This is a genomic window from Kribbella sp. NPDC023855, assembly GCF_040639475.1.
Lineage (GTDB): Bacteria > Actinomycetota > Actinomycetes > Propionibacteriales > Kribbellaceae > Kribbella.
This window is the reverse complement of the sequence record NZ_JBFAAA010000017.1, coordinates 76,326-97,952: the sequence shown is the minus strand read 5'-3', so window position 1 is coordinate 97,952 and position 21,627 is coordinate 76,326. Positions and strand designations below refer to the sequence as shown.

Below are 21,627 nucleotides of genomic sequence, written 5' to 3'. Positions count from 1 at the left end.
GGAACGGGCCGGTCTGTAAGCCGGATTCTGTGGTCGGCGATCATCTATCTACGGTGACCGTTGCCGGGCACCTCCAGCAGCCTACCCGCGAGCTCGGACGGGCAGCCCTCGGACGCTCGCGCGGACGACGGTCACCCGTCGCCCTTCTTGGCCTTGCTCCACGTGGGGTTTACCTAGCCTCCGCAGTCACCTGTGGAGCTGGTGGTCTCTTACACCACCGTTTCACCCTTACCCGCACCTGGAGGAACCACGGGGTTCATCCAGGCCGCTGGCGGTCTGTTTTCTGTGGCACTGTCCCGCGGGTTGCCCCGGGTGGGCGTTACCCACCACGTCGCCCTGTGGAGTCCGGACTTTCCTCGGCGCCCACCGTTGCCGGTGAACGACGCGATCGCCCGACCGGCCCGTTCACTGTCAGGATAGAGCCTGCGCGCCGACTTCCGGCCATCGGCCGTCGGCGGCCCGCTCGTACGGGCGTACGTCGACCACCGCGTCCAGGTTCAGCGGGCCGTAGAGGTGCGGGAACGAGATGCCCACCGCGTCCAGGTCCTCGTCGCACAACGCCGACACCAGCAGCCTGGTGTCGATCACCAGCAGGCACAGCGGCTCGGTGACGTCGGCGTAGAAGGAGTTCGCGACCATGGCGACCTGGTCCGGCCAGGAGCAGTGGATGAAGGTCGCGCCGTCGTCGAGTGACTTGCCCCGGGTGGAGATCCGGTAGCTGCCCGCTCGCTGGGCGGCTTCCCACTCCTCGACGAAGGCCAAATGCAGGATCAGAGCCATGCGCCCAAACCTAGTGCCCAGGCGCTGGAAACCGGGGCAACCGAGGCTTGCAGAAAAATCTTTGCAAAAACTATTCTGCAAGGACTAGAGTGGCGGCATGAGCGAGCGAGAAGTGCACGACGGACAGGAACTCAAGGCGCTGACCCATCCGCTCCGCCTGCGGATGCTCGCCGCACTGCGCGAGGACGGGCCGTCGACCGCGACCGAGCTGGCCCGGCGCTTCGCCACCGACACGGGTGCGACGAGCTACCACCTGCGGAAGCTGGCGCAGTACGGGTTCGTCGAGGAGGTGGCCGTCGAAGGGCATCCGCGGGCCCGGCACTGGCAGGCCGTGCACAAGACCACGACCTGGAAGAACACGGAGGTCGGCGCGACCGGCGAAGGCCGTGCGGCGGCCGACTGGATGCGCCGGCAGCAGGCCGGGATCCTGCAGTCCGACGTCGAGGCGTTCGAGCAGCTTCAAGACTCTCTTCCACCGGAGTGGATCGACGCCGCGGGCGTCGGCGACATGCTGGTCAAGCTCACCGCGGAGTCGCTCAACGAACTCTGGGATCGCTTCTACTCCGACCTCGACGAGCTGAAGGCCAGGGACGCCGGCAACGATGCGGCGCGGCGCGTCTCGATCGTCGTCGGCGGCTTCCCGAGAGCCTCATGACACCTCAGGCAGCGAGTCGCAGGTATGCGCTGATCAGCTTCCTCACCTGGTTGCCGACCGGCCTCTACATCCCGGTGATGGTCGTCCTCCTGCTGGACCGGGGAATCAGCCTGACTGCGGTGGCCGCCCTCGGTGTCGCCTACTCGGCCACCGTGATGCTGCTCGAACTCCCGACCGGCGGCCTCGCCGACGTGATCGGTCGCAGGCCGGTGATGATCGCCTCGGCCGCCGCGAGCCTGGGCGCTCTGCTGCTGCTCGGCCTGTCCGAATCGCTGTGGCTGCTGACCTTCTCCGCCGTACTGCGAGGCGTCGCTCGCGCGCTCAGCAGTGGCCCGGTGGAAGCCTGGTACGTCGACCAGGTGCCCGCCGAGGACGCGGCCGAGCTGACTCGTGGGCTGTCCTTGGGTGTGATGGCGTCGTCGGCCGCCCTGACCGCCGGGACTGTGGCGGGCGCGCTGATCCCGTTCGGTCTCGACGTGAGTCTTGCCGTGCCGGTGTTGATCGCCGCCGGTGCAGACGCGCTGCGCCTGGTCGTGACGCTGGTGGCGATGCCGGAAGCGAAGTACGAAGCGTCGTCCCTTCGCAGCATTCTGTGGGGAGTGCCCTCGACGATCGCGAGCGGTGCGCGGCTCGCAGTACGGAATCTCGCGCTGACCCGCATCCTGATGGTCAGTGCCGGGATGGGTGTCACGCTGGCGGTGATCGAACTGCTGACGCCGGCGTGGATGGCCGAGCTGGCGGGATCCGCCGAGCGGGGTGTGCTCGCTTATGGACTGGTGGCCGCGGTGGGGTTCGCCGCCGATGCGCTCGGCAGTTCGGTGAGCATGCCGCTGTTGCGCCGACTCGGTTCGGTCCGCGCGGTCTGCCGGACCGGGTACTGCGTGAGCGTGCTCGCGCTGGCCGGGATGGCGGCGGCGAGTGCGATGACAGGCCTCCCGGGGATCCTCGCTGCGGCCGTCGCCTACCTGCTCATGTTCGTCGGTCTCGGCATGGCGGCCGGCCCGCTGTCCCAGTTGCTGCACAGCCAGGTGACGACGGCCGAGCGGGCAACGGTGGTGTCCGTGCAGTCGCTTCTGTTGCAGTCCGCTGGTGCGCTGGGCGCGGTGTCGCTCGGCTACCTCGCGGGGGTCACCAGCCCGTTGGTCGCCTTCCTGCTTGCGGCGATCGCTCTGGCCGTCCCCGCGGCGCGCTTGGTGGTACCGGATCCAGTGCCGTCGCAAAGCGCGGAGGCATGCTCCGGCCGCTGAGATAGGTTTTCCGGCATGGCGACCCCTGAACAGACTCCGGAGAGCGCGGAGAGCAAGCCGACCGAGACCGCCGCCCCCACAGTGGCTCCGGTCGATGATCTGATCAGTTCGAAGCACACCCTCACCGCCGGCCGGCGGACGCTGAAGTACACGGCGACCACCGGGCGGGTGGTGCTGCGTCAGGAGGTGCTGACGGACGGCAAGTTCGACGGGTACCGGCCCAAGGCCGAGGTGTTCCTGACGGCGTACACGCTGGACGATGCCGACCCGGGGAGCCGGCCGGTGACGTTCGCGTTCAACGGCGGGCCCGGGTCGTCGAGCATCTGGCTGCATCTGGGGTTGCTCGGTCCGCGCCGAGTGGTGTCGGGCGACGCCGGCGAGCTCGAGGCACCGCCGTACGGGCTGGTGGACAACGCGGAGACGTTGCTGAAGGACAGCGACCTGGTCTTCATCGACCCGGTGTCGACCGGCTACTCGCGCGCGGTCGAGGGCGAGAAACCGGGGGAGTACCACGGTTTCACCGCTGACCTCGAGTCCGTCGGCGAAGTGATCCGGCTGTGGACGTCGCGCAACGGGCGCTGGATGTCACCGAAGTTCCTGGCCGGCGAGTCCTACGGTACGACGCGCGCCGCCGGGCTGGCCGCGCATCTCCAGGACCGGTACGGGATGTACCTGAACGGAATCATGCTGATCTCCGCGGTGCTGGAGTTCGGCACGCTGGAGTTCGGTCCGGGCAACGACCTGCCGTACACGCTGTTCCTGCCGTCGTACGCCGCGGCCGCGCACTACCACGGGCTGATCCCGGACCGGACGCTCGAGGAGGTGCTCGCCGACGCGGAGCGGTTCGCGGCCGGGCGCTATCCCAATGCTCTTGCTCAGGGCAACAGAGTTCCGGACGACTTCCGGGCCGAGGTGCTCACCCGGCTGGCCGGGCTGACCGGGTTGTCGGAGGACTACCTGGACCGGGTGAACCTGCGGGTCGAGCACACCCGGTTCTTCGCCGAGCTGCTCCGCTCGCGGCGCCAGGTGGTCGGCCGGCTGGACGCGCGCTTCACCGGCTGGGACTCGGACTCCGCCGGCGAGACGTCCGTCGACGATCCGTCGTTCCGGGCGATCATCGGGCCCTACACGGCGGCGCTGAACCACTACCTGCACGCGGAACTCGGGTACCGCAACGACCTGCCGTACGAGTTCCTCAGCAGCACGGCGGCCAAGGACTGGTCGTACAAGGAGTTCGAGAACAACCACGTCAACGTCGCCGACAAGCTGGCCGAGGCGATGCGCGCCAACCCGCACCTCAAGGTGCACGTGGCCTCCGGGTACTACGACTGCGCGACGCCGTACTTCGCCACCGAGTACACGATCGGCCGGCTGCGGATTCCGGCGGAACTTCGCGACAACATCGAACTTTGCTACTACCCGGCGGGTCACATGATGTACGTGCACGAACCGTCGCGGCGGCAACAGTCCAAGGACCTGTCCGCCTTCCTCAAGGGGGCCTCCAACCGATGACCGACCTCCCAGCCGAAGTCACCGGTACGACGAAGCGGTATCTGGAGCTGGTCGACGAGGTGCTCCCGGGACAGGTGACCGGGTTCTACCTGACCGGATCGGTACCGCTGGGTGACTTCCGGCCGGGACGCAGCGACATCGACGGCGTCGTCGTCACCGCCGAGCCGGTGCGGGACGCGTCGGTGGTGCGCGAAGTGCACGAACAGTTGCCGGCGGCACCGGCCTTTGACGTCACCTATCTGACCGCCGCACAGCTCGCCGCGGCGCCGGACCAGGACCAGCCGGTCGTCTTCACCCAGGACGGCGCCTTCCGCGAGGCGCCTTCCGGTGGTCCCGTCTCGCCGGTGCTGTGGTCGGAGCTGGCACGCCAGTCCTTCCCGATCCGTACTGCGCCCGGACTGGTCGTGCATGACGACCAGGAGGAGCTGGAAGCGTTCACCCGCGCCAACCTCACGTCGTACTGGGCATCGACCTTCGGTCAGCTGGAGTCCGCGATGGCCGACCGGCCCGACGACGAGGTGCTGCCCGAATCCGTGCTGCCCTGGGTGATGCTCGGCGTACCGCGCCTGCACGCACTCCTTGCCACCGGCAACATCATTTCCAAGACCGCCGCCGGCGAACACGCCCTGGTCGCCTTCCCCCGCTGGTCCGCCCTACTCCACCGCTGCCTCGACCACCGAGCCGGCACCCCCCAGACCTTCACCGCAGCCGACGCCAAATCCGCCATCCCCTACGGCCAAACGGTCATCACCACAGCCCTGGCGTTGTAGTCAGCCGGGGTAGATGCGAAACCCGGACAGCGCGCGGTGGTCGAACGATGTGTAGAAGGCTTCGGCGGTGTCGGTGACGAGGTCTATGCGCTGGGCTCCGGTGAGCGGCGCGGCGTACTCGAGGAGGGCTCGGCCGACGCCCTTGCGGCGGTAGGCGTGGTGCACCGCCATCTGGGACAGGTGGGCCTGGATGTGGCCGTCGCTTTGCAGGTAGGCGAAGCCGATCACCAGGTCGCCGTCGAGGGCTATCACGGTGGTTACGCCCGGGGCAGTGAGGACCTTGTGGGCGCGCTTGGGGTCGGCCGGGAAGCTCGGCCATTGTTCGGCCTCGCACAGTGCGAGGATGCCCGCGAGGTGGGCATGCTCGTACTGCGTGATGTTCACGGGAGGGTGAGGACTTCGGCGCCGGTGGGGGTGACCAGGAGGGTGTGTTCGAACTGGGCGGTGCGGGACTTGTCCTTGGTGGTGGCGGTCCAGCCGTCGTCCCAGAGGTCGTAGTCGTAGCTGCCGAGGGTGAGCATCGGCTCGATGGTGAACGTCATCCCGGGCTCGATCACGTCGTCGAAGCGTTCGTCGTCGTAGTGCGGGATGATCAGCCCGGAGTGGAACGCGGTCGCGATGCCGTGGCCGGTGAAGTCGCGGACCACGCCGTAGCCGAAGCGCTTGGCGTACGACTCGATCACCCGGCCGATGATGCTGACCTGACGACCCGGCTTGACCGCCTTGATGCCACGGTTGAGCGCCTCACGGGTGCGCTCGACCAGCAGCCGGCTCTCCTCGTCGACGTCGCCGACCAGGAACGTCGCGTTCGTGTCGCCGTGCACACCGTCGAGGAACGCGGTGATGTCCACGTTCACGATGTCGCCGTCCTCGAGCGGGCGGTCGTCCGGGATGCCGTGGCAGATCACCTCGTTGACCGAGGTGCACAAGGACTTCGGGTAGCCGCGATAGCCCAGCGTCGACGGATACGCCCCGCGCTCCACCAGGTACTCATGGCCGACCGCGTCCAGCTCGTCGGTGGTGACACCGGGCTTGGCCGCCGCCCCGACCGCCTCGAGTGCCTGCGCAGCAAGCTTGCCGGCCACCCGCATCTTCTCGATCAGCTCGGGAGACGTGACATAAGAACCGTCGTACGGCGTGGGCGCGGGTTTGCCGACGTACTCCGGCCTGGGAATGGAGGCGGGTACCGGACGGCGAGGCGAGATGATGCCAGGAGTGAGTAGCGACATGGTGAGATCATTCTAGTGAGCCGCGACAAGACTCCAGGAGGTGGTCAGGGCTTATGAGCGACGATCACAGCAACGAGTGGTACTACAACGTGAAAACCGGTCAGGTCGAGCCCTATCAGGGCGACAAGGCGGCTGAACGGCTCGGGCCCTACAGTTCGCCGGAGGAAGCGGCCCGGGCGCTGGAAAAGGTCCAGGAACGCAATGAGGCCTGGGACAACGACCCGAAATGGAACGACGACTGATTCGCCACCGGCGGGCATGACCGAGGGGCACCACCGCATCGGTGGTGCCCCTCGGTGTTTGCTGGTCAGGCCTTCTTCGCGGCGGCCTTGCGCGCCGGTGCCTTCCGCGCCGACGTCGCGCGCTTGGCGACCGCCGTGCGGGCGGGTGCCTTCTTGGCGGCGACCTTGCGGGCCGGGGCCTTCTTCGCAACCGCCGTGCGGGCAGGTGCCTTCTTGGCGGCGACCTTGCGGGCCGGCGCCTTCTTCGCGACCGTCTTCACGACGGCCTTCTTGGCCGCGCTGACCTTCCTGGCCACCGTCTTCTTGGCGGCGGTCACCTTCTTGGCGGCGGTCGACTTCTTGGCCGGAGCCTTCTTCGCGACCGTCTTCTTCGCGGTCGTCTTCTTGGCCACGGTCTTGGCCGGTGCCTTCTTGGCCACCGTCTTCTTCGCGGCGGTCACCTTCTTGGCCGGTGCCTTCTTGGCCACGGTTTTCTTGGCCGGGGCCTTCTTTGCAACGGTCTTCTTGGCGGTCGACTTCTTCGCCGGTGCCTTCTTCGCGGCGACCTTCGTGGCTGGTGCCTTCTTCGCCGCACTCACCTTCTTCGCCGTTGTCGTCTTCTTCGCGGTGACCTTGCGCGCGGTGGTCGTCTTCGCTGCGCTGGCCTTCTTGGCGACAGTCTTCTTGGCGGGAGAAGCCTTTTTGGCTGTCGCCTTCCCTGCGGCTGCCTTCTTGGCTGGCACTTCGCCTCCTTGGTGCGGCTGAGGAAAACCACGGTGGATTCCTCGTCGTCATGATGATGACAACACTTGGTGCCTACGTAAAGCACCTGAAACGTCCACACGTTAAGGCGTCCCGAACCGCAATCCGGGGGAATAGCGCGAAAATCCTTGTGGACAAGGGTTTTCACCGGGCTCCGAGCTTGCCGGACGGCGGCTAAGATTTGTTGGCGACACGCGCGCAAAGTGGCCGTTCCAGCGCCGATTCGGCGTCGTTGCGCGAAGTGTTGTCCTCGGCAACGTCTGCCGAACGGACCGGAAAAAGTGAGGTGGGAACGCATGCGGGACGACCTGGGAACAGTGGTCGCGGTGCCGTCACGCGTGCGTCGCGTGGTCAGTATCGTGCCGTCGTTGACGGAAGCGATCGCGGTAACTCGTCGCGAGTTGCTGGTCGGTGCGACAGACTGGTGCACGCATCCCGAAGACCTCGACGTGACGCGCGTGCGAGGAACCAAGAACCCCGACCTGGAAATGATCCGCGAGCTCGCGCCGGACGTCGTGATCGCGAATGCGGAAGAGAATCGCGAAGCCGATCTCGACGCGTTGCGTGCGGCCGGTCTCGCCGTCTGGGTGACCGCGCCGACCACCGTCGCGGAATCACTCGACTCGCTCCAGCGAATGCTTGCCGCCGTCACGGGAGAAGTGCCGCAGTGGCTCGACCAAGCGCGCGAAGTGTGGAGTACGCCCTCTGCCGGGCCGCGCCGGCGGGCGCTGATTCCGGTCTGGCGACGGCCCTGGATGGCGTTGGGCCGGGACACCTTCGCGGGTGATCTGTTGCAAAGACTGGGGATCGACAATGTGCTCGCACAATCACCGGAGCGGTATCCGAAGATCGACCTGACGGCGTTACCGGAGTACGACGTGGTGGTGCTGCCGGACGAGCCTTATGCGTTCTCACCGACCGACGGTCCGGAGGCATTCGAGCGGCCGGCCTTTTGCGTCAGCGGGCGGCACCTGACCTGGTACGGGCCTTCCCTGGTCGAGGCGCGGGCGGTGCTGACCGAACAGCTTCAGTGACCTGCGACACGATGACTGCGCTGTCAGGTAGACGGTTAGGCGAGCCTCACCTACGCTTGCCGCGTGCCGTCCATGACCGCGAAGAAGAAGTGCTGCAAGGACAAGCCGAGGTGCAAGAAGTGCCCGGTCGTCCTCAAGCGGCTGGCTGATGCCGGCTGCGCGGAGCGCCTCGACCTGCGCCACTACATCGTGGACAAGAAGCTGCCGAAGAAGCTCCTGAAGAAGGCCCGCGCCCGCTGAGCCGGCCGGGACGCCGCGGCGTCAGGACGCCTCGCGGTACCTGATCGCCTCGACCGCCTGCCGGAGCAGCCCCGGAATCGTCACGTGCGCGGCCTGACCGGTCGCCTCCAGCTCGTCCGGGCACCACCAGCCGTGCGCGCTGATCGTCTCCAGCTCCAGCTGTTCCTGGTTGGCGAAACTCACCTCGACGGTGTCCACGCCGACCGCGAAGAAGGTCTGGTGCTGGATGATCGGGCAGCCGCCCCACTCGAACTCGATCGTGTTCGTGGCCACCGGTGCACCGAGCCGCTCGGCCGGCAACACGATGCCGACCTCCTCGCGCAGCTCCCGGCTGCCGGCCTGCTCGACCGTCTCGCCCGCCTCGACGCCACCACCGATCGTGAACCAGTACGGCGTCTGCGGTTTCAGCGGGTCCCAGCCGTGCAGCAGCAACACCTTGCCGTCCGGGCGGACAGGCAGGACGCGGGCCGTCGTACGCCGGACGACGGTGCCGGGCGGTGGCAGGCGGGGTTCAGTCACACCTCAAAACGCTAGACGACACAGCCGGTACTACGACGCGTCGCGCGGCGCGTCTCGTCGCGACGTCCCGAATGCGGGCACTCGGCAACGGTCTGCGAACACGGCAGCGGACGCGGTGAGACGATCGGCATATGACTGCGCACATCGGCCTGGGACTTGCAGCCATTGGGCGTCCCGGCTACATCAACCTCGGCCACGACCAAGACCTGCCGCCTGGCCGTGAGGTCGACGATCTTCGCCGTCGGACGCATGAGTTGCTGGAGCAGGCCTGGCAGGCAGGGGTCCGGTACTTCGATGCCGCGCGGTCCTATGGTTTGGCCGAGACGTTTCTGGGGGAGTGGCTGACACCGGAGCGACGCGACCAGCTCACGGTCGGGTCGAAGTGGGGCTACACCTACGTTGCCGACTGGCGCCACGACGCGGAAACCCATGAGGTGAAGGACCACTCGCTCGCAACCTTCGAGAGGCAGTGGCCCGAGACGCTGCAGGCACTCGGCGGTACGCCGGACTTCTACCTGGTGCACAGCCTCACGCAGGACAGCCCGGCACTCGATGACCCGAAGCTCCTGGACCGCCTGCGTGAGCTGGCAGACAGCGGCGTACGGGTCGGTCTGTCGACGAGCGGGCCGCAGCAGGCGGAGACGTTGCGCAAGGCACTGACCCTGGAGACACCGTTCACTGCGGTCCAGTCCACTTGGAACGTGTTGGAGCGATCCGCTGGTTCAGCACTGTCCGAGGCACATGACGCGGGCTGGTTCGTGGTGGTGAAGGAAGCGGTTGCCAACGGACGGCTGACGGCGCGGGCGGGGGAGACGCCCTTCAACGCCTTCGCCGCCCAGCACGGCGTTGATCCCGATGCACTGGCCATTGGAGCCGCCGCGGCGCAGCCGTGGGCCGACGTGGTGCTCAGCGGCGCGACGACGGCGGAACAACTCGCCAGCAACCTGGCGCCGGTCGTCCGCGGACCCCTGGAGGAGTTCGCCCAGGAGCCCGCCGAGTACTGGTCAGAGCGCTCCGCCCTGCCCTGGCACTAACGCGCCGTGTCGGCGCACTGCGTCTAGAAGGTGTGTTCGTCGGTCGGGAAGGCGCCGGAGGTGACCTCGGCGGCGAAGGTGGTGGCCGCGTTGGTGAGTACGCCGCGCAGATCGGCGTACTGCTTGACGAAGCGCGGCATCTGACCGGAGCGCATCCCGGCCATGTCCTGCCACACCAGCACCTGAGCATCCGTGTCGCGGCCGGCGCCGATGCCGATGGTCGGGATCGAGACGCGCTTGGTGATCTCCGCGGAGACGTCACCCGGCACCATCTCGAGCACGACCGAGAAGGCACCCGCCTCGGCCAGTGCGACCGCGTCGTCGATCAGCGCGGCGGCCTGGTCGCCCCGGCCCTGGACCCGGTACCCGCCGATCGTGTGCTCGCTCTGCGGGGTGAACCCGATGTGGGCCATCACCGGGATGCCGGACTGGGTCAGCTTCTCGACCGCCGGTACGACGTTGCGCCCGCCCTCCAGCTTGACCGCGTGCACGCCGGCTTCCTTCATGAACCGGACAGCCGTGTGGAACGCCTGCTCGGGCGACGCCTGGTACGAACCGAACGGCAGGTCGGCGACGACGAGCGCGCGGTCGACCGCACCCGCGACTGCCCGCGCCAACGGGATCAGCTCGTCGACCGTGACGCGCAGGGTCGACTCGTAGCCGAAGACGTTGTTCGCCGCGGAGTCGCCGACCAGCAGCACCGGGATGCCGGCCTGGTCGAAGATCTCGGCGGTGTACTGGTCGTAGGCGGTGAGCATGGCCCACTTCTCGCCACGGTTCTTCATGTCCCGCAGATGGTGGATCCGGTACCGCCGCGGGCGCTTCGTCGCGTCTGTGGACACACTGCTCCCGCCTGATGAACTCTGCGCGGAACCGGCCACGCCGCCGATGCTGTTGCTGACAGTAGCGGTCTTGTCCGCTTCCTTGGGTGCGGTGGTCTCGGCGACTGGCTCCGCCTTCGCGGCCGGACCTGCTCCTGCACGACGTGCCGCGCGGTGAGAACTGGCAGGCACCTCGGGCACCTGGCTCGGCGCATCCTGCTGTACATCGGCCCGCCGCCGCGCACCCGCAGGTCGCTGCGAACCCTCCGGTGCCGGCTTGGTCTCCTGCTGGCTGCTGGACGAGGGCGCGGCACTCAGCGGCGCGTTGCTCTCGTACTCCGCCGAGGGGTCCGACGGGTAGCCGTTGGCAGAAGTGGATGCGTTGGCGGGCGGTGGCGACGACGGGGTCGGCGCAGTACCGGTCCAGCCGGTCTGGCCTTGGCCACTAGGTCCGCCGGAACGGGCGGCAGGGCCCGCTTGGCTGCCTGGTGCTGTTGGGTTGGCCGGAGCCGGGTTGCTGGTCGGCGGGGACACCCCGTTCTGCAAAGGCCCGGTGTTGCCGGCAGCAAGCCCGTTGGAGCCGAGGCCGTTAGAGCGTGAGCCGCCGAGGTCCGGGCTGTTGGAGCCCGGGCCGTTCGGTGGGCGCAGGTTGTTGGCGCCCGGAGGTGGTCCGGTGGGGCTCGGTGGCGGGGTCGGGGTCGATAGGCCGTTGGAGCCCGCTGCTCGTGCTTCAGGACTGCCTGGAACCCAGCCGTTGCCGCCGGGTGAGCCGTTGGAAGAGTGCGGAGTGAGCCCGTTGCTCGCCGGACCAGGCGCGCCCGGACGTGCGGGTGCCGGGCCGACGGGGCCGGGCGGCGTACCGGGGCCTGGTTGTCCTGCGCGGCTCGGCGGGGGACCGCTCGTGCCGTTGCGCCCGGGACCGAACGGGCTCTGCTGTGCTTGCTGCGGCGGTGCGGGCGGCTGTTGCGGATAGCGGGTCTGCTCGGGATAGCCGCGTTCCTGATACCGCTCCTGCTGCTGCCGCTCCAACGCCTGCCGCTCCAACGCCTGCCGCTCCTGAGCAGCCCGCTCTTGCGCAGCACGTTCCTGCGAAGCCCGCTCCTGGGCGGCACGTTCCTGCGCGGCCCGCTCTTGCGCAGCGCGCTCCTGGGCGGCCCGCTCCTGCGTGGCACGTTCCTGGGCGGCGCGCTCCTGAGCAGAGCGGTCCGGCGACGACTGGTCGGCGTACGGGGAGCGCGGCGCGAACGGCGACTCCTCGAACGCACCGGACTCCCGGTAGGTCTCCGGTTCACCCCACGGCGTGGAGTCCCCGTACTGCGGCTCCGCCTGCGGATAACCGCCGCCGGCCGGGTAGTCGCTGTCCGACCGGAAGGGCGGCTTCGGTACGTACGGTTGCTGCGGCACCGGGCCACGGTCGTAGGCCCGCGGAGCGTTCGGCAGCGACGGCGCCGGGTCGAGCCCGCTCAGCGAGGTCGGACGGTCGCGCCATCCGCGGTCGCCAGAGCCTTCGCTGTAGCCGTAGTCCGAGCGGTGCTGCTCCTCGGTTGTCCGGTTCTTCGGTCCGGTCCCGTACGGCGCCGGCAGCTCGTCGTCGGCGTCGCCGTTGGTACCGGCCGACAGGAAGTTGTCAACCATGCCCTCATCGTCCCACCGTTGCGGAGGGTGAGCGCTACCGGCCGCGGCTGAGGGATCGCTCACACCTGACGGGTCAGCTTTCCGGTCCGCGGGCACGCCGAAGGGATCAGCCTGCTCAGAATCCTCGGGCGGAAAGAACGGACTGTCGTTGAATGGGCGGTTACGCCAGGATCCGCTCAGGTTTCCGTCGCCCCTCTGGTAGCCACCCGGCTCGCGTCCTCACGCCAGGCGTTGGTGATCGGCAGCCGCCGGTCCCGCCCGAAGGCCTTGTGGGTGATCTTCGGACCCGGAGGATACTGCCGCCGCTTGTACTCCGCTTTGTCGACCAGCTGGATCACCTTGCTGACCAGCTCGGTGTCGAAGCCGGCGGCCAGCAACTCCGCGGTCCCGCGGTCCTGTTCGACGTAGTCGTCGAGCATGTCGTCGAGCAGGTCGTACGGCGGCAGCGAGTCGGTGTCGACCTGCCCCGGACGGAGCTCGGCCGAGGGCGGTTTGGCGATCGCGTTCTCCGGGATCGGCGGCTGCTGGCCGCGTGCCTTCGCGTCCTCGTTGCGCCACTTGGCCAGCCGCCAGACCAGCGTCTTCGGGACGTCCTTGAGCGGCGCGTAGCCACCGACCGCGTCGCCGTAGATGGTCGAGTAGCCGACAGCGAGCTCCGATTTGTTGCCGCAGGCAAGCACCAGGTGGCCGTCGGCGTTCGACAGTCCCATCCAGATCACCGCGCGGACGCGGGCCTGCAGGTTCTCTTCGGCCAGGCCGGTCAGTCCGAGGGTGTCCAGGAACGGCTGCACCATCGGCTGGATCGGCACCACCCGGTAGCTCAGCCCCGTCCGGGCGGCGAGCTCGGCGGCGTCGTCCTTGGAGTGGTCGCTGGAGTACACACTGGGGTTGGAGATGCCGTACACGTGCTCCGGGCCGACCGCGTCACAGGCGATCGCGGCCACCAGCGACGAGTCGATGCCACCGGACAGTCCGAGCAGGACCGACTTGAAGCCGTTCTTGCGGACGTAGTCGCGCAGGCCGAGCACGATCGCGCCGTACATCTCGGCCTCGTCCGAGAGCCGCGGCGCCAGCGCCGAGTCGATCGGCTCGTACTCCGGCAGCGGGTCCTCGTGCAGCACGGTGTGCTCGATGCGGATTCCCTCATGCTCGCCACCCGGCGTACCGGTCGCGGCCGGCAGGTCGAGGTCGACGACCATGCTGCCCTGCTCGAACTGGGGAGCGCGGGCGAACACCTTGCCCTCGGCATCGGCGATCAGCGAGTCGCCGTCGAACACCAACTCGTCCTGCCCGCCGACGAGGTTCACGTAGGCCAGCGAGCAGCCGGCCTCGCGGGCTCGCCGGGTGACCAGCTCACCGCGCACGTCGTCCTTGTTGGCCTCGTACGGCGAACTGTTGACCACCAGCAGCAGTCCGGCGCCGGCCGCCCGAGCGACCGCGACCGGGCCGCCGTCCTGCCACAGGTCCTCACAAATCACCAGCGCGACATCGACGCCGTGGATCCGGATCACCTGCAGGCTGTCCCCGGGGACGAAATGCCGGAACTCGTCGAAGACGCCGTAGTTCGGCAGGTGGTGCTTGACCGCCGACGTGACGACCTCACCGCGGTACAGCACCGCGGCCGCGTTGGTCGGTGAACCTTTCGGACGACCGAGCCGGTCGACGCCCATCGCCGTACCGGAGGCGCGGTCGAGGTAGCCGCAGACCACGACGATCTCGCCGAGGCCCTCGTCGGCCAGCCGTCGCGCGAGTTTCTTGATCTTCGCCTGCGACGCGGCCACGAACGAGGCGCGCAAGGCGAGGTCCTCGACCGGATAACCGGTCAGTGCGAGCTCGGGGAAGGCGATCAGGTGGGCGCCACGCTCGGCCGCGTTCCGGGTCCAGGTGACGACCTTTTCGGCATTGCCGTCGACATCACCGACCGTCACGTTGAGCTGAGCGAGAGCAACCCGGAGCTGAGGCACGGGAGCACCTTACTGGTCGCGGGTGCTTCCACCACCGAACCGGCCGAAGAAGTGCCTTCGTCTTTACAAGGGCGGCTGGTCGCGGTTCATCCGAAGGTCAGCCGGCCGAAGACTTTAGGAAGCGGCGGGCCGGGGTGCGCGACTGGTTCGGTGAGAACGTGACCTCACTGCAGAACGCTTCGACGGCCGGCCCGACCGGACTGCGCGGGCGGGCCCTCGGGCCGGACCTGGCGCGCGGATTCATGTTGTTGTTCATCGCCCTGGCGAACTCCCACTACTTCATCACCGCCGACTCCGTGCTCGGCGGTTTCCCGCAGGACGGCTCGGGCGTCGACAAGGTGTTCGTCCTGCTGATCGCGACCATCGTCGACGGCCGGGCCTTCCCGCTGTTCGGGCTGCTGTTCGGGTACGGCGTCGCACAGATCGCCCGCCGGCAGAGCGAGGCCGGTCGTGATCCGCGCGGCGTCCGGCGGCTGCTCTGGCGCCGCAGCCTGTTCCTGGTCGTGCTCGGTTTCGTCGACGCGATGCTGTTCTACGTCGGCGACATCCTCGCGGCGTACGGCGTGCTGCTCTTCCTCGGTGTCTGGGCGATTCGCTGGAAGGCGCGCACGCTGCTGATCGTCGCGTTGCTCTTCTTCGTAGTGACCTCGCTGCCAGGTGGCGGCTCGCTGGCGGTCAGCGCGGACGCACCGGACGCCTCGATGCTGCCGCCGGATCTGTTCGCGGCCTTCGAGGCACGCATCGGGGTCTTTCCGGTGATCGCCTTGTTGGGCCCGATCGGCTTCGCCGCGCCGTTCCTGATCGGGCTGTGGGCCGGGCGCCGGCGCGTGCTCGAACAGCCGGACAACCACCTGCGGCTGCTGATCCCGACTGCCGTCGTCGGCATCACCGCATCGATCGCCGGCGCCCTTCCGGTGTCGTTGATGCTGAGCGGCTTCATCGACAAGCCGTCCAAGGACGTTCTCGAGTTGATCGGCCCGCTGCACGACTCCACCGGCGTCCTCGGAGGGCTTGGCTATGCGGCGCTGATCGTGCTGATCGCCCGATGGATCGGCCGGGACCACGGCCGCGTCACCCAGGCGATCGCGGCCGTCGGTCAACGGTCACTCAGTTGCTACCTCACCCAGTCCGTCGTCTGGACCGTTGCCTTCACCCCGTACTTCGGGGATCTGTCCGGTCATCTCGGGGTCGCGACCACCGCGTTGCTTGCCACCATGACCTGGCTGGGCACGGTCTGCCTGGCCTACTGGATGCACCTGCGGTCGTACCGCGGTCCGATGGAGACCCTGGTCCGCCGGTTCACCTACGGCAGGTCCTCGGGCTCGATCGCGGCTGTGTAGGACGTGATCGCGGTCAGGTAGCCCTGCGTGAACTCGTAGATGTCGCAGGACCGGACGAACGAGCGCTGCCATTTCGCGTCGACGTACTTCGCGACGGTGTCGATGGCGACCGCGTCCGGCCCGGCGATCGTCTTGAACCGCAGGAACTGCGTGGTCATCCGCTCCAGCTGGGCGAGCGACCGCTCGCAGGCGGCCCGCACCTGGTCGATGCCTTCGAGTCGCGCGACGCCGACCAGCGTCCACTCCACCTGCGGGTGCATGAAGTCGTAGATCTCGGTGAACCGGTGACTCGAGAACGCCTCAGCCACCTGCTGGATCGTCGGCATCCGCCGATGTTACAAGCCCTTGAGGAACTCGATGACGCGGCTGGTGAGCAGGGTCGTCGCGGCCTCGTCGTACGCCGGAATTGACGCATCGCTGAACAGGTGCTCCTTGCCCGGGTAGAGAAAGAGCTCGGCCTCGGAGGTGCTCTCGACCAGGGCCTTGGCCGCGTCGAGGTCACCGCCTTCCTCGATGAAGAACGGGTCCTCGTCCATCGCGTGCACCTGGACGGGAACGCCAGCCGGCCAGGCTTCGCCGTACTCCGAGAACGGCAGGCAAGCGTGCAGGAAGAGCGCGGCCCGAGCTCCGGCGCGGGTCTGGGCGAGTTGCTGCGCCGGCACGACTCCGAGGGACATGCCCGCGTAGACCAGACCGTTGCCAGAGCCGGCGCCCAGGGCATCGGCCGCGGCGATACCGTGCTCGGCCATCGCGCCGAAGCCGACCTCCCGCACATAGGCCATTCCGTCGTCGAGGGTCTCGAACGTCTTGCCTTCGAACAGGTCCGGGAGATGGACGACGTGACCGGCCGCCCGCAGGGCGTCGGCGAAGGCGCGCACCCCCTCGGTGAGTCCCTGTGAGTGGTGGAACAGCACTACCTCGGCCATCGCCGGCTCCTTCGAACGGTGAATGATCCAAATATCTCGAACGATCTGCGATGTTAGTCTGATCAGACCATGGCGAACAACCCCCAGGTCCCGGACTACGAGCTCGAAGACACCATCGAGCTCACCACCGCCGAGCAGGTCCGGGCGATCAGCGATCCGTTGCGGACGACGATCCTGCAGATGCTGCACGAGCGCGCCGCGACCGTGACCGAGCTGGCGGCCGCGGTGAAGCGCCCGAAGAGCACGGTCGCCCACCACGTCAACGTGCTCGCCGACGCCGGCCTCTTGCGGGTGGTCCGGACCCGCCGCGTCCGGGCGATCGACGAGCGGTACTACGGCCGCGCCGCCCGGATGTTCTACGTCGGGCTCGGCCGCGGCAGCGCGGACGGCGGTGACCTGCCGCAGGACTTCAACGACTTCGAGGTGGCCGCGAAGGAATCCGTCGCCGCCTACGACGCGGGCCAGCTGCGGTCGTTCATCCGGCACGCCCGGATTCCCGACGAGCGCGCGAAGGAGTTCTGGGCGAAGGTCGAGCAGGTCATCCACGAGTTCGACAAGCTGCCGCGCGCCGGCGATACGACGTACGGGTTCACTGTCGGTCTCTATCCGACGACCGACTACCCGACCCTCCCGCCGCGGGCCGATGAAGAGGGCTGACCAAGTGCTTGGTGTGTAATGGCGGGCGTGGTGACGAAGGAGCAGGAGCGGGCTGGGGACGTCCGGCTGGGCACAGTGGGCAAGGGCATCCGGGTCCTGGTGGCGCTGATCGGGATCGGCCTGCTGATCAACGGGTCGGTGCGGGCCAGTGACGACGCCTGGCCGTTCGGCCCGATGCCGCAGTACGCCGGGATGATCGCCGACGACGCGTCGATCACCTACACCCGGATCAGCGCGCAGACCGACGCCGGTACGACGGTCGACGTGCCGCTCAACATCGAGGGGGCCGGCGTGGCCCGGGCCGAGATCGAGGCGCGGACCGGCGAGATCGTGAAGAACCCGGCACTGTTGCAGGCGGTCGCCGACGGCTGGGCGCGCAAACATCCGGACGAACCGAAGTACGTGAAGCTCGAGCTGATCCGCGACACCACCACGCTGGTCGACGGCCGCGTCGAGGGCGACCCGGTCCCCGAGGTCCTGGCGACCTGGCAGGTGCGGAAGTGAACAAGGCGGTTGACTGGTTCACCCCCAAGATCGCGCTGGCCAGGATCGCGTGGTTGCGGACGATCCTCTACCTGTTCGTCATCCTCGACATGCACGCGTTCGTCCGGGACACGCGCCTCAAGGGCGAGAGCCCCGGCCTCTACCAGCCGCTCTTCCTGGCCCGCCTCTTCGACCTGCCGAAGCCGTCGGTCGCCAACACGACCACCCTGTACGTCGTCCTGATCGTGTTCTGCCTCATCGGCGCGGCCAACCGGATGCCCCGGCTGGCCGGCTGGATCGTCGCGCCCGCCTTCACCTGGTGGGTGCTGATCGGGATGAGCGACGGCAAGGTCGATCACGACCATCTCGGGCTGGTCGTCGCGCTCTGGGTGCTGCCGACCGTGGCGCCGCGCAGTACCGGCTGGACGTGGAGGCGGGACGTCTCGCCGTACGCGGACCAGACCACGTCGGAGGCGGCCGGGTGGGCTGTCCGGTGCGTGCAGATCTCGGTGATCGCGACCTACTTCCTGTCCGCGGTCGCCAAGCTCCGCGGCGCGGGCTGGACGCTGGGCTGGCCGAGCAGCGCGATCCTCACCTGGGCCATCGTGCGCCGGCCGCATCCGGTCGGGGAGTGGCTGCTGCAGTACCCGTGGATGCTGCACGTGATGCAGTGGGTCGGGATCATCGGGGAGTTCTGCTCGCCGGTCATTCTCTGGCTCAAGGGCCGTTGGCAACTACTCGGTGCGCTGTTCTTCATCGGTTTCCACGTCGCGAACACCGCGATCCTGCTGATCCACTTCCTGCCGACCGTGGTCTGCTGGCTGGCCTTCGCGCCGCTGGAACGGATCGTGCCCTGGTTCCAGCGGCGAAGGGCTGGCTCAGACCGCGACGCCGGACAGGCCGAAGACCAGACCGAAAATGGCCGGCAGGCCCAGGAGCAGGCCGGCGCGTAGCCGGAAGCGGCGGCCACCCGGGCCCGGAGTACGGACGACGCGGGACAGCACCGCACCGGCGTACCCGAAGACCAGCGCGGCGAGCAGGATCTGTTTAGTCGGCAGGCCCGCGTCGGAGTGCGTCAGGCCGAGCGTGACCAGGCCGGGGCAGCAGAACGCGAACATGCCGAAGCCCAGCTCGGGAATCGGCAGCCAGCGACGGCCCAGAACGTCGAGCTCGGCCGGTCGCTTGCGCTGGATGGAGCGGATGAACCGGCCGGTGCTGAGCAGCAGGTCCGAGGCGCAGAGGATCGCAGCGATGACAAGAGCCACGTGAAAGATCATCCGCACGGGGAGGAGACTAGGGCATTTTTTCGGGCGGCAGGGCACAAGCCGGGGTACCACCGGGCATCTTGTCCCGGTTGTTGGCAATCAGCCGGTAGACCCCGGCCGCGATCCACCGGATCGGTGGGAACGTGAACATCCGGCCGACCGGCCGCCACCAGCCACCGCTGTGGATCAGCCAGCGCGCGAAAGCCTGCGCGCCACCGTGAACCTGCCCGGCCTCGTCCACCCAGAGCACCTCGTACTGCGCGCGCTCGGCCGTCGTCCCGTACGCCGCCAGGTCGGTGAACTGCCACGGCTCGACCGGGACCGCGCCACCCAGCCTGCGTTGCAGCCAGCGGGCGCTCGTCGTACAGAAGGCGCAGTCGCCGTCGAAGATCAGAATCGGCCCGGATCGGCTGCTGTTCGGCACGCCACCACGGTACTGCGGGGCCGGGTGCGAGCGATGTCTCCTCCAACACGTAACGTCTGCTTAACACGTCCGGGGCAGACTGTGTGAGGCCGTGGGTTTTGAGCGATTTGGATCACGAGAGGTGGACTCGCCGATGGACAAGCAGCAGGAGTTCGTGCTGCGCGCGCTCGAGGAGCGCGACGTACGGTTCGTGCGGCTCTGGTTCACCGATGTGCTCGGGTTCCTGAAGTCGGTGGCGGTGGCGCCGGCCGAGCTGGAGGGCGCGTTCGCCGAGGGAATCGGGTTCGACGGGTCCGCGATCGAGGGCTTCGCCCGGGTGACCGAGGCGGACATGCTGGCCAAGCCGGACCCCTCGACGTTCCAGATCCTGCCCTGGCGGGGCGAGACGATGGGCACCGCGCGGATGTTCTGCGACATCAACATGCCCGACGGCTCGGCGTCCTTCGCCGACCCGCGGCACGTGCTGAAGCGGACCCTGTCGAAGGCGGCCGACCTCGGCTTCACCTTCTACACCCACCCCGAGATCGAGTTCTACCTGTTCAAGTCGCTGACCGGCGCGCCGGGCACGTACCCCGAACCGGTCGACTCGTCCGGGTACTTCGACCACACCCCGCAGGGGATCGGCAACGACTTCCGCCGCGAGGCGATCACGATGCTGGAGTCGATGGGCATCTCGGTCGAGTTCAGCCACCACGAGGGCGGCCCCGGCCAGCAGGAGATCGACCTGCGGTACGCCGACGCGCTGAGCACCGCCGACAACATCATGACGTTCCGGGTGGTGGTGAAGGAGGTCGCGCTGTCGCAGGGCATCTACGCGTCCTTCATGCCGAAGCCGCTCAGCGACCAGCCCGGCTCGGGCATGCACACCCACATGTCGCTGTTCGAGGGTGACCGCAACGCGTTCTTCGAGGGCGGCGCGCAGTACCAGCTGTCGAAGACCGGGCGGGCCTTCATCGCCGGGCTGCTGCACCACGCGGCCGAGATCACCGCGGTGACGAACCAGTGGGTCAACTCGTACAAGCGGCTCGCCGTCGGTGACGAGGCCCCGTCGTTCATCTCGTGGGGGCACAACAACCGTTCCGCGCTGGTCCGGGTGCCGATGTACAAGCCGCACAAGGGGCAGTCGTCGCGGGTCGAGTTCCGCTCGCTGGACTCGGCGGCCAACCCGTACCTCGCGTTCGCGCTGATGCTCGCGGCCGGGCTGAAGGGCATCGAAGAGGGCTACGAGCTGCCGCGCGAGGCCGAGGACGACGTCTGGTCGCTGACGCCGCGCGAGCGCAAGGCACTCGGCATCAAGCCGCTGCCGAGCAGCCTCGCCGAGGCGATCCAGGCGATGGAAGACAGCGAACTGGTCGCCGAGACGCTCGGCGAGCACGTCTTCGACTTCTTCCTCCGCAACAAGCGAGCCGAGTGGCAGGACTACCGCAAACAGGTCACCCCGTTCGAACTGAACAAGCTGCTGCCCGTCCTGTAAAGGAGATCTCGGGAAGCACGCGGACGGATTGCGGGGGGATTGCGGTCGACACACGGAGTTGCCTGGCATATTCGGGCTGTAATCGGCATGATGACTCGTTATGGTCATGATGACGGGGTCGCTCGCTGTTCGGGGCACGGTGGTCTGGTTGACGCCCCAGCAGGGTGGGCGAGTATCCGGGCCGCCTGAGCCGGACTACGACTACGACTACACAGCAACCGCCTACCTCCCACCGAGGACGGCTGAAGACGGGCAGGCAGGGCTCTCGCTGCGCCGGTTCGCACCGGGTGCCTGGCGCACGCCCGCGGAAGGAATCCTGGTACCGGGCAAGGGCAACCGTGCTCAGCAGGTCGTGCCGGGCAACCTCGTGGTGATCACCGAGGGCGTTCGCCCGGTCGGTCTGCTCACCGTGGAAGAGGTTCACGCGCTCGCCCCCGACGGGACGGCCGTGCCCGAGCGCACTCCGGCGATCGACATCACCGGCCTCACCGCACTCCGCCCGCCCGCGACCGACCCGGCGACCACCGACACGCCGTACCGGCACTCCACGGCATCGGCCCGCTGGAACTCCCCCGAACGCGCCGGCGCCAGCTGACCCACGCCACCCCGCCCCACAACCCGCAGAGCACCTGAGC

At 68.2% G+C, this 21,627-nt stretch carries 25 protein-coding genes and 1 other RNA gene; 14 read left to right on the top strand and 12 right to left on the bottom strand.

From position 1 onward, the window contains the following. An RNA gene (rnpB, locus tag AB0F51_RS36560) (RNase P RNA component class A) lies at positions 1 to 404 on the bottom strand. 7 nt (positions 405 to 411) lie between these two features. Then, on the bottom strand, positions 412 to 780 hold the full coding sequence (locus AB0F51_RS36555) for a DUF952 domain-containing protein (protein WP_360287840.1): 369 nt from the start codon (positions 778 to 780) through the stop codon (positions 412 to 414). A 97-nt stretch (positions 781 to 877) separates the two neighbouring features. Between AB0F51_RS36555 and AB0F51_RS36550 the strand changes: the two genes are divergently transcribed. Genes AB0F51_RS36550 through AB0F51_RS36535 form a run of 4 tightly spaced genes read left to right on the top strand, consistent with a single transcriptional unit; the run spans position 878 to position 4,964 of the window. Next, positions 878 to 1,435, top strand: coding sequence for a helix-turn-helix domain-containing protein (locus tag AB0F51_RS36550; protein ID WP_360287838.1), 558 nt, complete (start codon positions 878 to 880; stop codon positions 1,433 to 1,435). Next, complete coding sequence (locus AB0F51_RS36545; RefSeq protein WP_360287836.1) at positions 1,432 to 2,682, top strand: MFS transporter; 1,251 nt, start codon at positions 1,432 to 1,434, stop codon at positions 2,680 to 2,682. The genes AB0F51_RS36550 and AB0F51_RS36545 overlap by 4 nt, the downstream gene beginning before the upstream one ends. 15 nt (positions 2,683 to 2,697) lie before the next feature. After that, a complete protein-coding gene (locus AB0F51_RS36540; RefSeq protein ID WP_360287834.1) occupies positions 2,698 to 4,194 on the top strand; it encodes a peptidase S10 in 1,497 nt (498 codons plus the stop codon). Next, complete coding sequence (locus AB0F51_RS36535; protein ID WP_360287832.1) at positions 4,191 to 4,964, top strand: nucleotidyltransferase domain-containing protein; 774 nt, start codon at positions 4,191 to 4,193, stop codon at positions 4,962 to 4,964. Before AB0F51_RS36540 ends, AB0F51_RS36535 begins: the two co-directional genes overlap by 4 nt. Here AB0F51_RS36535 and AB0F51_RS36530 read toward each other — a convergent pair whose 3' ends face one another. Continuing rightward, on the bottom strand, positions 4,965 to 5,348 hold the full coding sequence (locus tag AB0F51_RS36530) for a GNAT family N-acetyltransferase (protein WP_360287830.1): 384 nt from the start codon (positions 5,346 to 5,348) through the stop codon (positions 4,965 to 4,967). Beyond that, positions 5,345 to 6,193 (bottom strand): type I methionyl aminopeptidase, encoded by an 849-nt coding sequence (gene map / locus AB0F51_RS36525; protein ID WP_360287828.1) that lies wholly within the window; start codon positions 6,191 to 6,193, stop codon positions 5,345 to 5,347. Before map ends, AB0F51_RS36530 begins: the two co-directional genes overlap by 4 nt. A gap of 53 nt (positions 6,194 to 6,246) precedes the next feature. Between map and AB0F51_RS36520 the strand changes: the two genes are divergently transcribed. Further along, complete coding sequence (locus AB0F51_RS36520) at positions 6,247 to 6,435, top strand: hypothetical protein (RefSeq protein ID WP_360287826.1); 189 nt, start codon at positions 6,247 to 6,249, stop codon at positions 6,433 to 6,435. Positions 6,436 to 6,500: 65 nt separating this feature from the next. Here AB0F51_RS36520 and AB0F51_RS36515 read toward each other — a convergent pair whose 3' ends face one another. Continuing rightward, on the bottom strand, positions 6,501 to 7,157 hold the full coding sequence (locus AB0F51_RS36515) for a histone H1-like repetitive region-containing protein (protein WP_360287824.1): 657 nt from the start codon (positions 7,155 to 7,157) through the stop codon (positions 6,501 to 6,503). 315 nt (positions 7,158 to 7,472) lie between these two features. On the opposite strand from AB0F51_RS36515, the gene AB0F51_RS36510 reads away from it, so the two are divergent. Then, complete coding sequence (locus AB0F51_RS36510; protein ID WP_360287822.1) at positions 7,473 to 8,210, top strand: helical backbone metal receptor; 738 nt, start codon at positions 7,473 to 7,475, stop codon at positions 8,208 to 8,210. A 63-nt stretch (positions 8,211 to 8,273) separates the two neighbouring features. Further along, a complete protein-coding gene (locus AB0F51_RS36505) occupies positions 8,274 to 8,450 on the top strand; it encodes a hypothetical protein (RefSeq protein ID WP_344216310.1) in 177 nt (58 codons plus the stop codon). A gap of 21 nt (positions 8,451 to 8,471) precedes the next feature. On the opposite strand, the gene AB0F51_RS36500 is transcribed toward AB0F51_RS36505, so the two are convergent. Further along, positions 8,472 to 8,969, bottom strand: coding sequence for an NUDIX domain-containing protein (locus AB0F51_RS36500; protein ID WP_360287820.1), 498 nt, complete (start codon positions 8,967 to 8,969; stop codon positions 8,472 to 8,474). Positions 8,970 to 9,100: 131 nt separating this feature from the next. Here AB0F51_RS36500 and AB0F51_RS36495 point away from each other — a divergent pair, with 131 nt between their 5' ends. Beyond that, the gene (locus AB0F51_RS36495) at positions 9,101 to 10,003 is read left to right on the top strand and encodes an aldo/keto reductase (protein WP_360287818.1); all 903 of its coding nucleotides are present in this window, start codon (positions 9,101 to 9,103) and stop codon (positions 10,001 to 10,003) included. A gap of 23 nt (positions 10,004 to 10,026) precedes the next feature. Here AB0F51_RS36495 and panB read toward each other — a convergent pair whose 3' ends face one another. Together panB and AB0F51_RS36485 are read right to left on the bottom strand one after the other, a co-directional pair. Then, positions 10,027 to 12,459, bottom strand: coding sequence for a 3-methyl-2-oxobutanoate hydroxymethyltransferase (panB, locus tag AB0F51_RS36490; RefSeq protein WP_360287816.1), 2,433 nt, complete (start codon positions 12,457 to 12,459; stop codon positions 10,027 to 10,029). Between the two features lie 176 nt (positions 12,460 to 12,635). After that, entirely contained in the window at positions 12,636 to 14,423 is a 1,788-nt protein-coding gene (locus tag AB0F51_RS36485; protein ID WP_360287814.1) for an NAD+ synthase, read from the bottom strand. A gap of 158 nt (positions 14,424 to 14,581) precedes the next feature. Between AB0F51_RS36485 and AB0F51_RS36480 the strand changes: the two genes are divergently transcribed. Further along, complete coding sequence (locus AB0F51_RS36480; RefSeq protein WP_360287812.1) at positions 14,582 to 15,763, top strand: DUF418 domain-containing protein; 1,182 nt, start codon at positions 14,582 to 14,584, stop codon at positions 15,761 to 15,763. On the opposite strand, the gene AB0F51_RS36475 is transcribed toward AB0F51_RS36480, so the two are convergent. Together AB0F51_RS36475 and AB0F51_RS36470 are read right to left on the bottom strand one after the other, a co-directional pair. Then, entirely contained in the window at positions 15,727 to 16,089 is a 363-nt protein-coding gene (locus AB0F51_RS36475) for a nuclear transport factor 2 family protein (RefSeq protein WP_360287810.1), read from the bottom strand. The genes AB0F51_RS36480 and AB0F51_RS36475 overlap by 37 nt on opposite strands. Before the next feature lie 9 nt (positions 16,090 to 16,098). Further along, a complete protein-coding gene (locus AB0F51_RS36470) occupies positions 16,099 to 16,878 on the bottom strand; it encodes a dienelactone hydrolase family protein (RefSeq protein WP_360287808.1) in 780 nt (259 codons plus the stop codon). On the opposite strand from AB0F51_RS36470, the gene AB0F51_RS36465 reads away from it, so the two are divergent. From AB0F51_RS36465 to AB0F51_RS36455, 3 genes are read left to right on the top strand one after another with little or no spacing between them, the layout of a single operon-like run. Then, positions 16,759 to 17,346: a winged helix-turn-helix domain-containing protein gene (locus AB0F51_RS36465; protein ID WP_360287806.1), complete on the top strand. Its 588-nt coding sequence runs from the start codon at positions 16,759 to 16,761 to the stop codon at positions 17,344 to 17,346. The two genes, AB0F51_RS36470 and AB0F51_RS36465, sit on opposite strands and share 120 nt — an antisense overlap. An 18-nt stretch (positions 17,347 to 17,364) precedes the next feature. Then, positions 17,365 to 17,850, top strand: coding sequence for a hypothetical protein (locus AB0F51_RS36460; protein WP_360287804.1), 486 nt, complete (start codon positions 17,365 to 17,367; stop codon positions 17,848 to 17,850). Next, on the top strand, positions 17,847 to 18,782 hold the full coding sequence (locus AB0F51_RS36455; protein WP_360287802.1) for an HTTM domain-containing protein: 936 nt from the start codon (positions 17,847 to 17,849) through the stop codon (positions 18,780 to 18,782). Before AB0F51_RS36460 ends, AB0F51_RS36455 begins: the two co-directional genes overlap by 4 nt. On the opposite strand, the gene AB0F51_RS36450 is transcribed toward AB0F51_RS36455, so the two are convergent. Both AB0F51_RS36450 and AB0F51_RS36445 read right to left on the bottom strand, forming a co-directional pair. Further along, a complete protein-coding gene (locus AB0F51_RS36450; RefSeq protein WP_360287889.1) occupies positions 18,708 to 19,106 on the bottom strand; it encodes a hypothetical protein in 399 nt (132 codons plus the stop codon). The two genes, AB0F51_RS36455 and AB0F51_RS36450, sit on opposite strands and share 75 nt — an antisense overlap. Before the next feature lie 16 nt (positions 19,107 to 19,122). Continuing rightward, positions 19,123 to 19,518 carry a DUF393 domain-containing protein gene (locus AB0F51_RS36445; RefSeq protein ID WP_360287800.1) on the bottom strand — a complete coding sequence of 132 codons (396 nt, stop codon included), beginning with the start codon at positions 19,516 to 19,518 and terminating at the stop codon, positions 19,123 to 19,125. 133 nt (positions 19,519 to 19,651) lie between these two features. Between AB0F51_RS36445 and glnA the strand changes: the two genes are divergently transcribed. After that, positions 19,652 to 20,992, top strand: a complete 1,341-nt coding sequence (gene glnA, locus AB0F51_RS36440; RefSeq protein WP_360287798.1) for a type I glutamate--ammonia ligase — start codon at positions 19,652 to 19,654, stop codon at positions 20,990 to 20,992. Between the two features lie 100 nt (positions 20,993 to 21,092). Beyond that, positions 21,093 to 21,587, top strand: a complete 495-nt coding sequence (locus tag AB0F51_RS36435; protein WP_360287796.1) for a hypothetical protein — start codon at positions 21,093 to 21,095, stop codon at positions 21,585 to 21,587. Positions 21,588 to 21,627 lie beyond the last annotated feature (40 nt).

What these genes read in the sequence shown, in the direction of transcription:
- AB0F51_RS36460 (WP_360287804.1), top strand. Translation starts at nt 17,365, where the DNA reads ATGGCGGGCGTGGTGACGAAGGAGCAGGAGCGGGCTGGGGACGTCCGG.
- AB0F51_RS36450 (WP_360287889.1), bottom strand. Translation starts at nt 19,106, where the DNA reads ATGATCTTTCACGTGGCTCTTGTCATCGCTGCGATCCTCTGCGCCTCG.
- glnA (WP_360287798.1), top strand. Translation starts at nt 19,652, where the DNA reads ATGGACAAGCAGCAGGAGTTCGTGCTGCGCGCGCTCGAGGAGCGCGAC.
- map (WP_360287828.1), bottom strand. Translation starts at nt 6,193, where the DNA reads ATGTCGCTACTCACTCCTGGCATCATCTCGCCTCGCCGTCCGGTACCC.
- AB0F51_RS36475 (WP_360287810.1), bottom strand. Translation starts at nt 16,089, where the DNA reads ATGCCGACGATCCAGCAGGTGGCTGAGGCGTTCTCGAGTCACCGGTTC.
- AB0F51_RS36550 (WP_360287838.1), top strand. Translation starts at nt 878, where the DNA reads ATGAGCGAGCGAGAAGTGCACGACGGACAGGAACTCAAGGCGCTGACC.
- AB0F51_RS36540 (WP_360287834.1), top strand. Translation starts at nt 2,698, where the DNA reads ATGGCGACCCCTGAACAGACTCCGGAGAGCGCGGAGAGCAAGCCGACC.
- AB0F51_RS36535 (WP_360287832.1), top strand. Translation starts at nt 4,191, where the DNA reads ATGACCGACCTCCCAGCCGAAGTCACCGGTACGACGAAGCGGTATCTG.
- AB0F51_RS36435 (WP_360287796.1), top strand. Translation starts at nt 21,093, where the DNA reads ATGGTCATGATGACGGGGTCGCTCGCTGTTCGGGGCACGGTGGTCTGG.
- AB0F51_RS36510 (WP_360287822.1), top strand. Translation starts at nt 7,473, where the DNA reads ATGCGGGACGACCTGGGAACAGTGGTCGCGGTGCCGTCACGCGTGCGT.
- AB0F51_RS36545 (WP_360287836.1), top strand. Translation starts at nt 1,432, where the DNA reads ATGACACCTCAGGCAGCGAGTCGCAGGTATGCGCTGATCAGCTTCCTC.
- AB0F51_RS36555 (WP_360287840.1), bottom strand. Translation starts at nt 780, where the DNA reads ATGGCTCTGATCCTGCATTTGGCCTTCGTCGAGGAGTGGGAAGCCGCC.
- AB0F51_RS36520 (WP_360287826.1), top strand. Translation starts at nt 6,247, where the DNA reads ATGAGCGACGATCACAGCAACGAGTGGTACTACAACGTGAAAACCGGT.
- AB0F51_RS36465 (WP_360287806.1), top strand. Translation starts at nt 16,759, where the DNA reads ATGGCGAACAACCCCCAGGTCCCGGACTACGAGCTCGAAGACACCATC.
- AB0F51_RS36495 (WP_360287818.1), top strand. Translation starts at nt 9,101, where the DNA reads ATGACTGCGCACATCGGCCTGGGACTTGCAGCCATTGGGCGTCCCGGC.
- panB (WP_360287816.1), bottom strand. Translation starts at nt 12,459, where the DNA reads ATGGTTGACAACTTCCTGTCGGCCGGTACCAACGGCGACGCCGACGAC.